This window comes from Pseudacidovorax sp. NFM-22 (assembly GCF_021401245.1).
In the GTDB taxonomy this organism is placed as follows: domain Bacteria; phylum Pseudomonadota; class Gammaproteobacteria; order Burkholderiales; family Burkholderiaceae_C; genus Xenophilus.
Genome location: NZ_JACBFY010000006.1, coordinates 505,079 through 521,374 on the forward strand (window position 1 = coordinate 505,079; position 16,296 = coordinate 521,374).

The 16,296-nt window shown below is 68.0% G+C and carries 16 protein-coding genes and 1 tRNA gene; 16 read left to right on the forward strand and 1 reads right to left on the reverse strand.

Annotated elements, in window-relative coordinates; translation table 11 throughout:
• Positions 1–63 precede the first annotated feature (63 nt).
• Both L0984_RS22720 and L0984_RS22725 read left to right on the forward strand, forming a co-directional pair.
• Positions 64–1,845, forward strand: a complete 1,782-nt coding sequence (locus L0984_RS22720) for a PTS fructose-like transporter subunit IIB (protein WP_234196610.1) — start codon at positions 64–66, stop codon at positions 1,843–1,845.
• Between the two features lie 106 nt (positions 1,846–1,951).
• Positions 1,952–2,794: a shikimate 5-dehydrogenase gene (locus L0984_RS22725; RefSeq protein ID WP_234196611.1), complete on the forward strand. Its 843-nt coding sequence runs from the start codon at positions 1,952–1,954 to the stop codon at positions 2,792–2,794.
• Between the two features lie 223 nt (positions 2,795–3,017).
• Here the strand turns inward: L0984_RS22725 and L0984_RS22730 are convergent, their stop codons facing one another.
• Positions 3,018–3,392, reverse strand: a complete 375-nt coding sequence (locus L0984_RS22730) for an Hsp20/alpha crystallin family protein (protein ID WP_234196612.1) — start codon at positions 3,390–3,392, stop codon at positions 3,018–3,020.
• A gap of 125 nt (positions 3,393–3,517) precedes the next feature.
• Here L0984_RS22730 and L0984_RS22735 point away from each other — a divergent pair, with 125 nt between their 5' ends.
• The 14 genes from L0984_RS22735 to nuoF all read left to right on the forward strand — a co-directional run bounded on the left by L0984_RS22735 (position 3,518) and on the right by nuoF (position 16,294).
• A complete protein-coding gene (locus tag L0984_RS22735) occupies positions 3,518–4,801 on the forward strand; it encodes a branched-chain amino acid ABC transporter substrate-binding protein (protein ID WP_234196613.1) in 1,284 nt (427 codons plus the stop codon).
• Between the two features lie 163 nt (positions 4,802–4,964).
• A complete protein-coding gene (locus L0984_RS22740; RefSeq protein ID WP_370646148.1) occupies positions 4,965–6,134 on the forward strand; it encodes a pyridoxal phosphate-dependent aminotransferase in 1,170 nt (389 codons plus the stop codon).
• Positions 6,135–6,274: 140 nt separating this feature from the next.
• A complete protein-coding gene (gene rpsO, locus L0984_RS22745) occupies positions 6,275–6,541 on the forward strand; it encodes a 30S ribosomal protein S15 (protein WP_017756937.1) in 267 nt (88 codons plus the stop codon).
• Positions 6,542–6,747: 206 nt separating this feature from the next.
• The gene (pnp, locus tag L0984_RS22750) at positions 6,748–9,102 is read left to right on the forward strand and encodes a polyribonucleotide nucleotidyltransferase (protein WP_234196615.1); all 2,355 of its coding nucleotides are present in this window, start codon (positions 6,748–6,750) and stop codon (positions 9,100–9,102) included.
• Positions 9,103–9,182: 80 nt separating this feature from the next.
• A complete protein-coding gene (locus L0984_RS22755; RefSeq protein ID WP_234196616.1) occupies positions 9,183–10,172 on the forward strand; it encodes an NAD(P)H-quinone oxidoreductase in 990 nt (329 codons plus the stop codon).
• A 28-nt stretch (positions 10,173–10,200) separates the two neighbouring features.
• Positions 10,201–10,953 (forward strand): triose-phosphate isomerase, encoded by a 753-nt coding sequence (gene tpiA / locus L0984_RS22760; protein ID WP_234196617.1) that lies wholly within the window; start codon positions 10,201–10,203, stop codon positions 10,951–10,953.
• 32 nt (positions 10,954–10,985) lie between these two features.
• Complete coding sequence (gene secG / locus L0984_RS22765; RefSeq protein ID WP_017756933.1) at positions 10,986–11,354, forward strand: preprotein translocase subunit SecG; 369 nt, start codon at positions 10,986–10,988, stop codon at positions 11,352–11,354.
• A gap of 134 nt (positions 11,355–11,488) precedes the next feature.
• Positions 11,489–11,573, forward strand: a tRNA-Leu gene (locus tag L0984_RS22770).
• Positions 11,574–11,648: 75 nt separating this feature from the next.
• Positions 11,649–12,008: an NADH-quinone oxidoreductase subunit A gene (locus L0984_RS22775; RefSeq protein WP_017756932.1), complete on the forward strand. Its 360-nt coding sequence runs from the start codon at positions 11,649–11,651 to the stop codon at positions 12,006–12,008.
• A gap of 30 nt (positions 12,009–12,038) precedes the next feature.
• Positions 12,039–12,521, forward strand: a complete 483-nt coding sequence (locus L0984_RS22780; RefSeq protein WP_017756931.1) for a NuoB/complex I 20 kDa subunit family protein — start codon at positions 12,039–12,041, stop codon at positions 12,519–12,521.
• A 13-nt stretch (positions 12,522–12,534) separates the two neighbouring features.
• Complete coding sequence (locus L0984_RS22785) at positions 12,535–13,143, forward strand: NADH-quinone oxidoreductase subunit C (protein WP_017756930.1); 609 nt, start codon at positions 12,535–12,537, stop codon at positions 13,141–13,143.
• Positions 13,144–13,158: 15 nt separating this feature from the next.
• Positions 13,159–14,412: an NADH-quinone oxidoreductase subunit D gene (locus L0984_RS22790; protein WP_234196618.1), complete on the forward strand. Its 1,254-nt coding sequence runs from the start codon at positions 13,159–13,161 to the stop codon at positions 14,410–14,412.
• A gap of 50 nt (positions 14,413–14,462) precedes the next feature.
• Entirely contained in the window at positions 14,463–14,954 is a 492-nt protein-coding gene (gene nuoE / locus L0984_RS22795) for an NADH-quinone oxidoreductase subunit NuoE (protein WP_234196658.1), read from the forward strand.
• Positions 14,954–16,294: an NADH-quinone oxidoreductase subunit NuoF gene (nuoF, locus tag L0984_RS22800; RefSeq protein WP_234196619.1), complete on the forward strand. Its 1,341-nt coding sequence runs from the start codon at positions 14,954–14,956 to the stop codon at positions 16,292–16,294. Before nuoE ends, nuoF begins: the two co-directional genes overlap by 1 nt.
• The last annotated feature ends 2 nt before the right edge of the window (positions 16,295–16,296 follow it).

A 16,296-nucleotide genomic window follows, 5' to 3' on the forward strand; every position in this document is an offset into this window, starting at 1 on the left:
CCCCAATCCAGGTTCCGTTTTCCTTCTGTCACTCACCCCACCAAGACCCCGCCAGGAGACACCATGGCCTCACTCATCGCCATTGCCGCCAGCCAGGCCGGCCCCGCCCACAGCTTCATGCTGGGCGAGGTGCTGGCCGACGCCGCCCGCCAGCTCGGGCACGACCTGAAGCTGCAGGTGCAGAGCTCGCTCGGCACCCAGGGCAAGCTTTCGCCCGCCGAACTCGCCCAGGCCTCGGCCGTCATCGTGGCGGCCGACGCCGGTGCCGCCGTGGATCGCAGCGCGCTGCCCACCGGCCGCGTGCTGGACGTGGCGCCCGACGCCGTGTTCCGCGATGCCGGGGCCGTGCTGCGCCAGGCGCTGGCCCTGGCCGGCGCGCCGGCTTTGGCGCCTGTTTCCGCGGCGCCCGTGGCAGCCGTAGCAGCCGCAGCGGCAAAGCCGCTGAAGATCGTCGCCATCACCTCCTGCCCCACCGGCGTGGCCCACACCTTCATGGCCGCCGAGGCGCTGGAGCAGGGCGCCAAGGCGCTGGGTCATCAGATCCAGGTGGAGACGCAGGGCTCGGTCGGCGCGCAGAACACGCTGGGCGCCCAGGCCATCGACGAGGCCGACCTGGTGCTGATCGCCGCCGACACCCAGGTGGACCGCAGCCGCTTCGCCGGCAAGCGCCTGCATTCCTCGGGCACCAAGGCCGCCATCCACGATGCGCAGGGCCTGATCGCCAAGGCGCAGGCCGAGGCGGCTGTCTGGGGCGGGGAGGGCGCGGCTGCTGCGGCGGCGGCCGGGGCCGCGGCCGGTGCCAAGCCCGCGGGCAAGGTGGCCGCCACCGGCCCCTACAAGCACCTGATGACCGGCGTCTCCTTCATGCTGCCCTTCGTGGTGGCGGGCGGCCTGCTGATCGCGCTGGCGTTCGCGCTGGGCGGCATCTATGTCTACGACGACGCGCACAAGGGCACGCTGGGCTGGACGCTGTTCCAGGTCGGCGCCAAGGGCGGCTTCGCGCTGATGGTGCCGGCGCTGGCCGGCTACATCGCCTTCTCCATCGCCGACCGGCCCGGCATCGCGCCCGGCATGATCGGCGGCCTGCTGGCGGGCACCGTGGGCGCGGGCTTCCTGGGTGGCATCGCGGCGGGCTTCATCGCCGGCTATTCGGTGAATGCGCTCAACCGGTGGATCCGCCTGCCGCGCGGGCTGGAGGGCCTCAAGCCGGTGCTGATCCTGCCGCTGCTGGGCGCGGCCATCACGGGCGTGGCCATGATGCTGGTCATCGGCCAGCCGGTGGCAGCCATCATGGCGGCGCTGACCGACTGGCTCAAGGGCATGCAGACCAGCAGCGCCGTGCTGCTGGGCATCACGCTGGGCGCCATGATGGCGGCCGACATGGGCGGGCCGATCAACAAGGCGGCCTATGTGTTCTCCACGACGCTGATCGCCTCGGGCGTGGCCACGCCGATGGCCGCGGCCATGGCCGCCGGCATGGTGCCGCCGCTGGGCATCGCGCTGGCCTGCCGCCTGTTCGCCAGCCGCTTCACGCCCGACGAGCGCGAGGCCAGCAAGGCCGCCGCGGTGCTGGGCCTGGCCTTCATCACCGAGGGCGCGATTCCCTATGTGGCGCGCGATCCGCTGCGCGTGATCCCGGCCTGCGTGCTGGGCTCGGCCACCGCCGGTGCGCTGTCGATGATGTGGGGCATCGCCCTGCAAGCGCCGCACGGCGGCGTGTTCGTGCTGGCCATTCCCAATGCGGTCAACCATGTCGTCCTGTATGCGCTGGCCATCCTGATCGGCAGCGTGGTGACGGCGCTGGCGCTGGGGGCGTTCAAGAAGAAGGCGGTGGTGGCGGCCTGATTCAGCCCACACCGACTTCCGCCGGCGGCGGGCCTGTGCATGCGCGGGCCCGCCGCTTTTTTTGGCGCGTTAAGCTGCGCCGCCTGATTTCCAAGGAGAGCCATCCATGAGTGCTGCGAAGGACATGCGCCTGACCCTCAGCCGCGACACCCGACTGTGCATGTCGCTGTCGGGCCGGCCGAGCAACTTCGGCACCCGGCTGCACAACCACCTGTACCAGGCGCTGGGCCTTGACTATGTCTACAAGGCCTTCAGCACCACCGATCTGCCCGCCGCCATCGGTGGCGTGCGCGCGCTGGGCGTACGCGGCTGCGCGGTCTCCATGCCCTTCAAGGAGGCCTGCATCCCGCTGCTGGACGAGCTGACGCCCTCGGCCGCGCGGCTGCAGTCGGTCAACACCATCGTCAACACGGACAGCCGGCTGGTGGCCTACAACACCGATTACATCGCCGTCGCGGCGCTGCTGAAGTCGCACGGCGTGCCGCCGGGCACGCCCTTCGTGCTGCGCGGCAGCGGCGGCATGGGCCGGGCGGTGGCCGCGGCGCTGGTCGACCATGGCCTGGGCCTCGGCACGCTGGTGGCGCGCAATGCTGCAAGCGGCCGGGTGGTGGCCGATCTGCATGGGCTGCAATGGCAGCCCGAGTTGCCGGAGAAGGCGCCCGGCGCGGTCCTGGTCAACGTCACGCCGCTGGGCATGGCGGGCGCGGCGGAGTCCGAGGCGCAGGCCTTTCCCGATGCACTGATCGCCGAGGCGGCCTGGGTGTTCGACGTGGTGGCGCTGCCCTCCGAGACACCGCTGGTGCGCGCGGCGCTCCGGCTGGGCCGGCCCGTGATCACGGGCGAGGAGGTGATGGTGCTTCAGGCGGTGGAGCAGTTCGCGCTCTACACCGGCGTGCGGCCCGATGCGGCGCGGGTGGCCGAGGCGGCGGCCTTCGCGCGGGCCGGCTGAGCAACGGCGGCCCGCTGGGGTTGCTCATGCGGAAACGGCCCCTGCGGTGCAACGCCAGTCGTTTGTCCCGTTCGCCCTGAGCTTGTCGAAGGGCTTGGGTCCGTGCGTGCCTTGGCTTCGACAGGCTCAGCCCGAACGGACCTGGGTCAACTGACTGGAATTGGGCCGCGGAGGCCGTTCTTCATGTTCACGGGGGGCAAAGCCCCCGCGTCCGTCGCCAAGCTCAGGCGACGGTCAGCTGCGTGACCTTGCTCACCGGCGCCAGGCGGGCCAGCTTCAGGGTCAGCACGCCGTTCTCCAGCTTGGCTTCGCTGGCGCCAGCGTCGATCTCCTGCGGGAGCTCGTAGGCGGCCTTGTACTGGCGCTTGGCCTCGGCGCGGGTCTCGATGCGCACCACCTGGCCCTCGATGCCCACGCCCAGGTCTTCACGGGCGATGCCGGGCACGTCCAGGCTCAGGGTCCAGCCCTGCTCGGTGCTTTCGACTTGTGCGCCGCGGGCGGTCGGGAAGAAGGCGTCGTTGACGAAGCGCTCGAAGCCGCGGTCGAAGTTGCGGGGCGAGGCGAGGGCGGCGGAACGGATGGCGGGTGCGAAGAGCATGGTTTCTCCAGTCTGAAAGAGGGTCGATACAAGGGCGCAGGATGCGCCCCTTACACTGCGCGGCCTTTCAGTCGTGAGTGCCGCTTGAAGCCTATCTAGGCACCCTCCCAGCGGCTTTCAAGAGCATGTCCCAGACCTATATTTCTCGCCGTCGCGCCTTGAAAAGCGGCGTTGCGGCGCTATGTGCATCGACCTTCGGCGGCCTGGCCCGCGCGCAGGGCGGGGCGCCCATCCGGCTGGCCCTGGTCGAGAGCCTGAGCGGTCCCTTCGCCAACACCGGCGAGGCCGTGTTCCGCAACCTGCTGTGGGCCGTGGAGCGCGTCAACGCGCGCGGCGGCATCGCGCTGCCAGGCGGTGCGCGTCCGCTGCAGCTGGACCGCTACGACAGCAAGGGGCAGACCGAAGAGGCGCTGTCCGCATTGCGCTCCGCTATCGACAACGGCGCGCAGGCGGTGCTGCAGGGCAACTCCTCGGCCACCGCTGCGGCCCTCCTGGATGCGGTGGACAAGCACAACGAGCGGGACGCGCGCCGGCGGCTGCTCTTTCTCAACTACTCGGCGGTGGACCCGATCCTCACCAACGAGCGCTGCAGCTTCTGGCACTTCCGTTTCGACGCCCATGCCGACATGCGCGTGGCCGCGCTGATGGCCGTGTTCAAGGAAGACCGGGCCGTCGGCAGCGCCTACCTGATCGGCCAGGACTACAGCTTCGGCCAGGCCGTGCTGCGCGAAAGCCGGCGCCGCATCGCCGAGCTGCGGCCGGACGTGCGCATCGTGGGCGAGGAGCTGCACCCCATGGGCAAGGTCAAGGACTTCGCGCCCTATGCCGTGAAGATCAAGGCCAGCGGCGCCCAGGCCGTGTTCACCGGCAACTGGGGCAACGACCTGACGCTGCTGGTCAAGGCGGCGCGCGAGGTCGGTTTCGAGGGCAAGTTCTACACCTTCTACGGCAATGCGCTGGGCGCGCCCGCCGCGCTGGGCGATGCCGGCGTGGGCAAGGTGATCGCGGTGGCCGACTGGCTGCCCAATGTGCCGACGCCGGAGTCGGCGGCCTTCTACAGGAGCTTCCGCGCGCGCTTCCCGAACCCGGCGGACGACTATGTGCACATGCGCATGCAGCTGATGATCGAGGCGCTGGCGCAGTCCATCGCCCAGGCCGGCAGCACCGAGGCGGCCGCCGTCGCGGCCCGACTGGAGAATGCGAAGGTGTCGCTGGCCGGCCGCAGCGGCCGCATGCGGGCGGCGGACCACCAGTTCCAGCAGCCGTTGGTCGTGGGCCTGATGGACCGTCAGGGCACGCCGGGCGTGACCTTCGATGTCGAGGGGTCAGGCTACGGCTTCCGCGTCATCAAGGACATCGCGCCCGAAGTGGCCGAGCTCCCCACCACCTGCCGCATGTCGCGGCCATAACCGACCACCCCCGTTTCTTGCTCACTTCGTGTAGCCGAATCCCCCCTCAAGGGGGCGCACCCGGCGGCCTGGCAGAGCCAGTTCCGCGGGTGCTCCCGCTTGGCCTGCTCCGCGGCCACCGGATTGGCTCCGTCTGAGTTGAGACTCAGAACCATCGAACAGGATTGATATGCGCCAAGCCATCGACAACCTCGAAGCCTCCAAGATCCGCGAAGTCGCCAACGCCGGCATGGGCCGCAGCGACGTGCTGGCCTTCTGGTTCGGCGAGAGCGACGAAGTCACGCCCGAGCCGGTGCGCCGGGCCGCCATCGAATCCATCGAGCGCGGCGAGACCTTCTATGCCCATAACCTGGGCCTGCCCGAGCTGCGCGAAGCCATCGCGCGCTATGCCTCGCGGCTGCACCCGGCCGTGGGCATGGAGCGCATCGCCGTCACCTCCGGCGGCGTCAGCGCGCTCATGATCGCCGTGCAGGCACTGGTGGACCCGGGCGACGAGGTGGTCGCGGTGACGCCGGTCTGGCCCAACCTGACGGCGCAGCCCGCCATCCTGGGCGCCACGGTGCGCTGCCTGCTGCTGCAGCCCGTCGACGGCAACTGGACGCTGGACCTGGACGCGCTGCGCGCCGCGGTGACGCCGGCCACGCGCCTGCTGATCCTGAATGCGCCCAACAACCCCACCGGGTGGACGCTGGCCCGCGCCGAGCAGCAGGCCATCCTGGACCACTGCCGCGCCACCGGCACCTGGATCCTGGCCGACGAGGTTTACGAGCGCCTCTACTTCGCCGGCGACACCGCCAACGGCTGTGCGCCAAGCTTCCTGGACATCGCCACCGCCGACGACCGGCTGGTGGTGGCGCACAGCTTCTCGAAGAGCTTCCTGATGACCGGCTGGCGCCTTGGGTGGCTGGTGGTGCCGCCGACGCTGCTGGACGCGGTGGGCAAGCTGATCGAGTTCAACACCTCCTGCGCCAGCGTGTTCAGCCAGCGCGCCGGCATCGCTGCGCTGGCGCACGAGGCTGAGATCACGCCGCGGGTGGTGGCGCATCTGCGGTCCTGCCGCGACACGCTGGTGCCGCTGCTCCAGGCGCTGCCAGGCCTGAAAGTGTCGGCCGCAAAGGGCGGCATGTACGCCTTCTTCCAGGTGGAGGGCGCCGCCGATTCGCTGGCGCTGGCCAAGCGCCTCGTGACCGAAGCCGGCCTGGGCCTGGCTCCGGGCAACGCCTTCGCGCCGGAGGCGCAGGGCTGGCTGCGCTGGTGCTTCGCCTCGCGGGACACCGGCCGGCTGGTGCAGGGCGTGGAGCGGCTTTCGGGCTGGCTGACCAGAAACTGCTAGAATTTCAAGGCTTTGCGCGTTGCAAAGCTCCACGGCACCCCCGGTTCCAGGGAGTGCCGCAAGTCAACAACCCCGCGCCCACGGCTTTGCGTTTCAACCCCGCAGGCCGCACCCGGTCGGGAATCACAGGACACATCATCATGATTTCTTTCGAAAAGAAGGCCGAGGTCGTCAAGGCCAATGCCCGCGCTGCCAACGACACCGGCAGTCCCGAAGTGCAGGTCGCCCTGCTGACGGCTCGCATCAACGAGCTGACCCCCCACTTCAAGCAGCATGCCAAGGACCACCACGGTCGCCGCGGCCTGCTGCGCATGGTGAGCCGCCGCCGCAAGCTGCTGGACTACCTGAAGTCCAAGGACGCCGAGCGCTACACCGCCCTGATCGCCAAGCTGGGCCTGCGCAAGTAAGCCGCTTCGCATCGCACGAACGCCTGAGTTAGCCCGCTAGCTCAGGCGTTTTTAACTTCGGAGACCGCAGAACGGATCGAAGCTGTGTCATTCCAACGGGCCCCTCGCGCGAGGGCTTCGCTGGAATGGCATCGTGTTCCGCCACTGCACTCCGCCACCCGCGGGCCGGCCTCGACGCCGGCACCGCACCACCCAAGGAGCAGAGCATGAGCCTCTTCAACAAAGTCACCAAGAGCTTCCAGTGGGGCGACAAGACCGTCGTCATGGAAACCGGCGAGATCGCCCGCCAGGCCACCGGCGCCGTGCTGGTGGACATCGACGGCACCGTGGTGCTGGCCACCGTCGTCGCCTCCAAGTCGGCCAAGCCCGGCCAGGACTTCTTCCCGCTGACCGTCGACTACATCGAGAAGACCTACGCCGCCGGCAAGATCCCCGGCAGCTTCTTCAAGCGCGAAGCCAAGCCCAGCGAACTCGAGACGCTGACCAGCCGCCTGATCGACCGCCCGATCCGCCCGCTGTTCCCCGAAGGCTTCCTGAACGAAGTGCATGTGGTCATCCACACGCTGTCGCTCAACCCCGAAGTCGACGCCGACATCGCCGCCATGATCGCCGTGAGCGCCGCCCTGTCGGTCTCGGGCATTCCGTTCAGCGGCCCCATCGGCGCCGCGCGCGTGGGCTACATCAACGGCCAGTACGTGCTGAACCCCGGCAAGACCGCCCGTGCCGACTCGCAGATGGACCTGGTGGTCGCCGGCACCGAAGCCGCCGTGCTGATGGTCGAATCCGAAGCGCTGCAGCTGTCCGAAGAGATCATGCTGGGTGCCGTGGTCTTCGGCCACGAGCAGGGCAAGATCGCCATCGAGGCCATCCACCAGCTGACCCGCGAAGCCGGCAAGCCGCTGTGGACCGAGAACGGCACCTGGGCCCCCGAAGCCAAGGACGAAGCCTTCGAAGCCAAGATCAAGGGCCTGGCCGAAGAGAAGCTGCGCGCCGTCTACCAGATCCGCAGCAAGCAGGCCCGCACGCAGGCCCTGCGCGAAGCCAACGCCAGCGTCTTCGAGGCGCTGAAGGCCGAAGGCGCCGAGTTCGACGCCGGCAAGGTCAGCGACCTGCTGTTTGCGATCGAAGCCAACATCGTGCGCAGCCAGATCCTGCAGGGCGAGCCCCGCATCGACGGCCGCGACACGCGCACCGTGCGCCCCATCGAGATCCGCAACAGCGTGCTGCCCCGCACGCACGGCTCGGCCCTGTTCACCCGCGGCGAGACGCAGGCGCTGGTCGTGACCACCCTGGGCACCGAGCGCGACGCGCAGCGCATCGACGCGCTGGCCGGCGAGTTCGAGGACCGCTTCCTGTTCCACTACAACATGCCTCCCTTCGCCACCGGCGAAGTGGGCCGCATGGGCTCCACCAAGCGTCGCGAAGTGGGCCACGGCCGTCTGGCCAAGCGCGCCCTGGTGGCCGTGCTGCCGCAGAAGGACGAGTTCCCCTACACCATCCGCGTGGTCAGCGAGATCACCGAATCCAACGGCTCCTCGTCGATGGCCTCGGTGTGCGGCGGCTGCCTGTCGATGATGGACGCCGGCGTGCCGCTGAAGGCGCACGTGGCCGGCATCGCCATGGGCCTGATCAAGGACGGCAACAAGTTCGCGGTGCTGACCGACATCCTGGGCGATGAAGATCATCTGGGCGACATGGACTTCAAGGTGGCCGGCACGACCAACGGCATCACCGCCCTGCAGATGGACATCAAGATCCAGGGCATCACCAAGGAAATCATGCAGGTCGCCCTGGCCCAGGCCAAGGAAGCGCGCATGCACATCCTGGGCAAGATGCAGGACGCCATGGGCGAGGCCAAGGCCGAGATCTCGTCCTTCGCGCCCAAGCTCTACACGATGAAGATCAACCCCGAGAAGATCCGCGACGTGATCGGCAAGGGCGGCGCCACCATCCGCGCGCTGACCGAAGAGACCGGCTGCCAGATCAACATCGAGGAAGACGGCACCATCACCATCGCTGCGACCGACGCCGCCAAGGCCGACGTGGCCAAGCAGCGCATCGAGCAGATCACGGCGGAAGTCGAGATCGGCAAGATCTACGAAGGCCCGGTCACCAAGATCCTGGACTTCGGCGCGCTGATCAACCTGCTGCCCGGCAAGGACGGCCTGCTGCACATCAGCCAGATCGCCCACGAGCGCGTCGAGCGCGTGACCGACTACCTGACCGAAGGCCAGATCGTGAAGGTCAAGGTGCTCGAGACCGACGACAAGGGCCGCGTGAAGCTGTCGATGAAGGCCCTGGCCGAGCGTCCGGCCGGCATGCCCGAGTTCGGCGATCGCCCGCCGCGCGAAGACCGTGGCGATCGTCGCGAGCGTGGTGATCGTGGCGACCGTGGTGATCGCCGTGACCGTCCGCCGCGCGAAGAGCGCCAGCCGCGCGTGGAGCCCGGCAACAGCCAGGAGCCCACGGCTGACGCGGCGGCCGCAGCGGCGGCACAACAGCAGCAGGCCGCACCGCAGGGTGCCCAAGGCGGCGCCCAGGCGCCCGAGCAGCAAGGCTGATCGGCCTTGACCCGAGGCCGGCAGTCCACCTTGCGTGGCCTGCCGGCTTTCGTCCATCACTGCCCTGAACAGGAGATCGCATGAAAGCCGTCGAGATCAGCAGCCATGGCGCCCCCGAGGTGCTTCGCCTGTGCACGCGCGACGATCCGCAGCCGGGCGTCGGCGAACTGCTGATCCGCGTTGCGGCCAGCGGTGTGAACCGGCCCGATGTGCTGCAGCGCATGGGCCAATACCCGGTGCCGCCGGGTGCGTCGGACCTCCCGGGCCTGGAAGTCGCCGGCGAGATCGTCGGCGGCGATGCGGCCGAACTGGCGCAGGCCGGCTTCAAGCTGGGCGACCGCGTATGTGCGCTGGTCGCTGGCGGCGGCTATGCGCAGCTGTGCGTCGCGCCCATCGGCCAATGCCTGCCGGTGCCGGAGGGCTGGTCGGACATCGAGGCGGCAGCGCTGCCGGAGACCTTCTTCACCGTCTGGAGCAACGTCTTCGACCGCGGTCGGCTGCAGCAGGGAGAGACCTTCCTGGTGCAGGGTGGCACGAGCGGCATCGGCGTGACGGCCATTCAGCTGGCCAAGGCATTCGGCGCGACCGTGATCGCCACGGCGGGCAGTGCCGACAAGTGCAAGGCCTGCCTGTCCCTAGGTGCCGATCATGCGATCAACTACCGTGAGCAGGACTTCGCCGAAGAGGTCAAACGCATCACCGGCGGCCGCGGCGCGGACGTGATCCTCGACATGGTCGCTGGCGACTACGTGGCGCGCGAAGTGGGCTGCCTGGCCGAGGACGGCCGGCTGGTGATCATCGCCGTGCAGGGCGGCATCGAGAGCGGCTTCAACGCCGGGCTGGTGCTGCGCCGTCGGCTGACGATCACGGGCTCCACGCTGCGCCCGCGTCCGGTCGCCTTCAAGGCGGCCATCGCGCGCAGCCTGCGCGAGAAGGTCTGGCCGCTGCTGGCTACGCGCAAGGGCGTGCAGCCGGTGATCCATTCCACATTCGAGGCCGCGGATGCGGCCAAGGCCCATGCGCTGATGCAGTCCAATCAGCACATCGGCAAGATCGTGCTGACCTGGTGAGGGCTGGGCGGCTTATCCATCGAGAACCATGAGCAAGAAAAAACAACTCATCGCTGGCAACTGGAAGATGAATGGCGGCCTGGCCGCCAACGAGGCGCTGATTGGTGCGCTTCGTCAGGGAGTGGGCCAGCCGGTCTGTGATGTCGCGGTGTGCGTGCCCGCGCCCTATCTGGCGCAGGTGCAGGTGCTGACGCAGGGCTCGCCCATCGCGCTCGGCGCACAGGACGTGTCGGCCCATGCGCAGGGCGCCTTCACGGGCGAGCAGTCCGTGTCCATGCTGAAGGACTTCGGCGTGGGCTATGCCATCGTCGGCCATTCCGAGCGCCGCCAGTACCACGGGGAGACCGACGAGGTGGTGGCCGCCAAGGCGGGTGCCGCCCTGGCCGGCGGCATCACGCCCATCGTCTGCGTCGGCGAGACGCTGGCCGAGCGCGAAGCCGGCAAGACGGAAGAGGTGGTGCGTCGCCAATTGGCCGCCGTGATCCATGCCAACGGCCACTGCATCAGCGAGATCGTCGTCGCGTACGAGCCCGTCTGGGCCATCGGCACGGGCAAGACCGCGACGCCGGAGGAGGCGCAGGCTGTGCACGCCGTGCTGCGCGCGCAACTGCAGCATGCGGCCGGCGATGCCGCCGCACGGATCCGCATCCTCTACGGCGGCAGCATGAACGCCGCCAATGCCGCGTCGTTGCTGGCGCAGCCGGACATCGACGGCGGCCTCATCGGCGGTGCCTCGCTCAAGGCGCCCGACTTCCTCCAGATCATCGCGGCCGCGCGCTGACGCGATCGCACCCTTCAAGGAGTTCTCCACACATGACCATCGTCCACAACATCCTCATCGCCGTGCAGATCCTGGCCGCCATCGCCATGGTGGGCCTGATCCTCCTGCAGCACGGCAAGGGCGCCGACATGGGCGCCGCGTTCGGCAGCGGCAGCGCCGGCAGCCTGTTCGGTGCCAGCGGCAGTGCCAACTTCCTGTCGCGGACCACGGCCGTGCTGGCCGCCCTGTTCTTTGCCTGCACGCTGCTGCTGGCCTATTTCGGCACGCCGCGGGCGGCCGGCGGCGACAGCCTGCTCGAGCGGGCGCCCATCACGGCGCCGGCTTCCCAGATCCCGGCCGGCAACGCCGTGCCCGCACCTGCTGCGCCCGCTTCGGACGCGGCCCAGATCCCGGCCAAGTGACACAGGCATGCCCCGGGCATCACTTTGTGATGCAGTCCTGTCCAAACCGGGGCATTTCAGGGTAAACTCCAAGGCTGCCCCGGAAAGCCAATAACCTTCTTGGTTCCTCATGCCATCCGGGGCAAGCGTAAACCGCCGTCGTGGTGAAATTGGTAGACACGCTATCTTGAGGGGGTAGTGGCGAAAGCTGTGCGAGTTCGAGTCTCGCCGACGGCACCAATCTGCACCGGCTGATGCGCCAACCTACAACGGGTCTGGCCATCGGTCGGTGGCAAGCGGTGATAGAGCCCCCCGATGAACCTCGCGACCTACCTTCCCGTTCTGTTGTTCATTCTGGTGGGGGTGGCGGTAGGCATACTCCCGCAAGTTCTGGGTTTCGTTCTGGGCCCGAACCGGCCCGACGCGGCCAAGAATTCCCCTTACGAGTGCGGCTTCGAGGCGTTCGAGAACGCCCGCATGCAGTTCGACGTCCGCTACTACCTCGTCGCCATTCTCTTCATCCTCTTCGACCTGGAAATCGCCTTCCTCTTCCCGTGGGCCGTCGCCTTCAAGGAAGTGGGTCCGCTGGGCTTCTGGGCGGCGGTGGTGTTCCTGGCCATCCTCGTCGTGGGCTTCGCCTACGAGTGGAAAAAAGGCGCCCTGGATTGGGAATGAGGCGAAGCAACCCGAGAGGAAAAGCTGGCCATGGCCATTGAAGGTGTGTTCAAGGAAGGCTTCATCACCACGTCCTACGACGCGGTGGTGAACTGGGCAAAGACGGGCTCGCTGTGGCCCATGACCTTCGGCCTCGCCTGCTGCGCGGTCGAGATGATGCACGCGGCCGCGGCCCGCTACGACATCGGCCGCTTCGGCGCCGAGGTGTTCCGGGCCAGTCCGCGCCAGTCCGATCTGATGATCGTGGCCGGGACGTTGTGCAACAAGATGGCGCCGGCCCTGCGCAAGGTGTACGACCAGATGGCCGAGCCCCGCTGGGTGCTCTCCATGGGTTCCTGCGCCAACGGCGGCGGCTACTACCACTACAGCTATTCGGTGGTGCGCGGCTGCGACCGCATCGTGCCGGTCGACGTCTACGTTCCCGGCTGCCCGCCGACGGCCGAGGCGCTGATCTACGGGATCATCCAGCTGCAGCAGAAGGTGCGCCGCACCAACACCATCGCGCGTGCCTGAGCGCGCCCCTCCCATGACATCGATTGCCATTGATCCGCAGGTCCTGAAGGACCAGCTTGCACTTGCCCTGGGCGACAAGGTGCGCGAGGTCAGCCTCGCGTTGGGCGAGGTGACGATCATCGTCAGCGCCGCCAATTACCTGGACGTGATGAAGACGCTGCGCGACACCGCCGGCATGCAGTTCGAGCAGCTCATCGACCTGTGCGGGATGGACTATTCCGCCTGGCGCGACGAGGTGTGGGAAGGCCCGCGCTTCGCCGTGGTGGCGCACCTGCTGTCGGTGAGCCTCAACCAGCGCGTGCGCGTGCGCGCCTTCTGCCCCGACGACGACCTGCCGGTGATCGCCTCCGTCAACGAGCTGTGGGCCGCCGCCAACTGGTTCGAGCGCGAGGCCTTCGATCTGTATGGCATCGTCTTCGACGGCCACCCGGACCTGCGCCGCATCCTGACCGACTATGGCTTCATCGGCCACCCGTTCCGCAAGGACTTCCCGCTGTCGGGCCATGTCGAGATGCGCTACGACGAGCAGATGCAGCGCGTGGTCTACCAGCCGGTGACCATCGAGCCGCGCGAGATCACGCCGCGCGTGATCCGCGAAGAGCACTACGGCGGCCTGCACTGAACCCCCGACCGACCCATGGCTGAAATCAAGAACTACACGCTCAACTTCGGGCCGCAGCACCCGGCCGCGCACGGTGTGCTGCGCCTGGTGCTGGAGCTCGACGGCGAAGTGGTGCAACGCGCCGACCCGCACATCGGCCTGCTGCACCGCGCCACCGAGAAGCTGGCCGAGCACAAGACCTTCATCCAGTCGCTGCCCTACATGGACCGTCTCGACTACGTGTCCATGATGTGCAACGAGCACGCCTACTGCCTGGCCATCGAGAAGCTGCTCGGCCTGGAAGTGCCGATCCGCGCCCAGTACATCCGTGTGATGTTCTCGGAGATCACGCGCATGCTCAACCACCTGATGTGGCTGGGCTCGCACGGCAACGACTGCGGCAGCTCCACGATCCTGATCTACGCCTTCCGCGAGCGCGAGGACCTGTTCGACGCCTACGAGGCCGTGTCGGGCGCGCGCATGCATGCGGCCTACTTCCGTCCGGGCGGCGTGTACCGCGACCTGCCGGACAGCATGCCGCAGTACAAGCACAGCAAGATCAAGAACGCCAAGGCCCTCGCTCGCATGAACGAGAACCGCCAGGGTTCGTTGCTGGACTTCCTCGAAGACTTCACGAAGCGCTTCGACACCTACCTGGCCGAATACCACACGCTGCTGACCGACAACCGCATCTGGAAGCAGCGCACCGTGGGCATCGGCGTCATGGACCCCGACCGCGCGCTCAACCTGGGCCTCACCGGCCCGATGCTGCGCGGCTCCGGCATCGCCTGGGATCTGCGCAAGACGCAGCCCTACGACGTCTACGACCAGCTCGACTTCGACATTCCGGTGGGCAAGACCGGTGACTGCTACGACCGCTACCTCGTGCGCATGGAGGAGCTCAACCAGTCGAACCGCATCATTGCCCAGTGCGTGAAGTGGCTCAAGGCCAACCCCGGCCCGGTCATCACGGACAACCACAAGGTGGCGGCTCCCAAGCGCGAGGCCATGAAGGCCAACATGGAAGAGCTGATCCACCACTTCAAGCTCTTCACCGAGGGCTTCCGCGTGCCCGAAGGCGAGGCCTATGCCGCCGTCGAGCATCCCAAGGGCGAGTTCGGCATCTACCTGGTCAGCGACGGTGCCAACAAGCCTTACCGCCTGAAGATCCGGCCGCCGGGCTTCGTGCACCTGGCCGCGCTTGACGAGATGGCGCGCGGCCACATGCTGGCCGACACCGTGGCCATCATCGGCACGCTGGACATCGTCTTCGGAGAGATCGATCGATGAGCGATTCCCTCAACAATCCTCCCATCGCCCCCGCGGCACTGCCGCAGGACATGCTGGACCGCTTCGCCCGCGAAGTCGCCAAGTACCCCGACAGCGACGCCGGCCGCCAGTCCGCCGTGATGGCCTGCCTGTCCATCGTGCAGCAGGTCTACGGCTGGGTCAGCGACGAGAACGAGGCCGCCGTGGCCGCCTACCTGGGCATGCCCCAGATCGCGGCGCGCGAGGTGACCACGTTCTACAACATGTACAACCAGCAGCCGGTGGGCAAGTTCAAGCTGAACGTCTGCACCAACCTGCCGTGCCAGCTGCGCGACGGCTACAAGGCGCTGCACCACCTCGAAGCCAAGCTGGGCATCAAGATGGGCGAGACCACCGCCGACGGCATGTTCACGCTGCAGCAGAGCGAATGCCTGGGTGCCTGCGCCGATTCGCCGGTGATGCTGGTCAACGACCGCACCATGTGCAGCTTCATGAGCAACGAGAAGCTCGACCAGCTGGTCGACGGCCTGCGTGCCGCCGAGCCGCAAGGGGAGAAACGCTGATGACCCCCGATCAAGTCCTCTCGCAGTTCCGCGCCACCGGCGTGCAGACCTGCTTCCATGGCCGCCACATCGATCCGCAGATCTATGCCGGCCTGGACGGCACCAACTGGAGCCTCGCCGACTACGAGGCGCGCGGCGGCTACCAGGCGCTGCGCAAGATCCTCGCCGAGGGCCTGACGCAAGACCAAGTGATCGCCGAGGTCAAGACCTCCGGCCTGCGCGGCCGCGGCGGCGCCGGCTTTCCGACGGGACTGAAGTGGAGCTTCATGCCCCGCCAGTTCCCGGGCCAGAAGTACCTGGTCTGCAACTCGGACGAAGGCGAGCCCGGCACCTGCAAGGACCGCGACATCCTCATGTTCAACCCGCACATCGTCATCGAAGGCATGGCGATCGCGGCGTATGCCATGGGCATCAGCGTGGGCTACAACTACATCCACGGTGAGATCTTCGAGGTGTACGAGCGCTTCGAGGCGGCCCTGGAAGAGGCGCGCGCCGCCGGCTACCTGGGCGGCAACATCATGGGCAGCAACTTCAGCTTTCAGCTGCACGCGCACCATGGCTTCGGCGCCTACATCTGCGGCGAGGAAACCGCGCTGCTCGAATCGCTCGAAGGCAAGAAGGGCCAGCCGCGCTTCAAGCCGCCGTTCCCTGCCAGCTTCGGCCTGTACGGCAAGCCGACCACGATCAACAACACCGAGACCTTCGCGGCGGTGCCCTGGATCATCCGCAACGGCGGCCAGGCCTACCTGGAGTGTGGCAAGCCCAACAACGGCGGCACCAAGATCTACTCGGTCTCGGGCGACGTCGAGCTGCCCGGCAACTACGAAGTGCCGATGGGCACGCCCTTCTCCAAGCTGCTGGAGCTGGCGGGCGGCGTGCGCAAGGGGCGCAAGCTCAAGGCCGTGATCCCGGGCGGCTCGTCCGCGCCGGTGCTGCCAGCCGACATCATGATGTCCTGCACGATGGACTACGACTCCATCGCCAAGGCGGGCTCCATGCTGGGCTCGGGTGCCGTCATCGTGATGGACGACAGCCGCTGCATGGTCGAGTCGCTCAAGCGCCTGTCGTACTTCTACATGCACGAGTCCTGCGGTCAGTGCACGCCCTGCCGCGAAGGCACGGGCTGGCTGTGGCGCGTGGTCGACCGCATCCACCATGGCGAAGGCCGCGCCTCCGACATGGACCTGCTGAATTCCGTGGCCGACAACATCCAGGGCCGCACGATCTGCGCGCTGGGCGATGCCGCGGCCATGCCCGTGCGTGCCATGCTGAAGCACTTCCGTCACGAGTTCGAGGCCATGGTGCCCGGCTACGTGCCGAAGACGCCGGCCCAGGCCTGAGC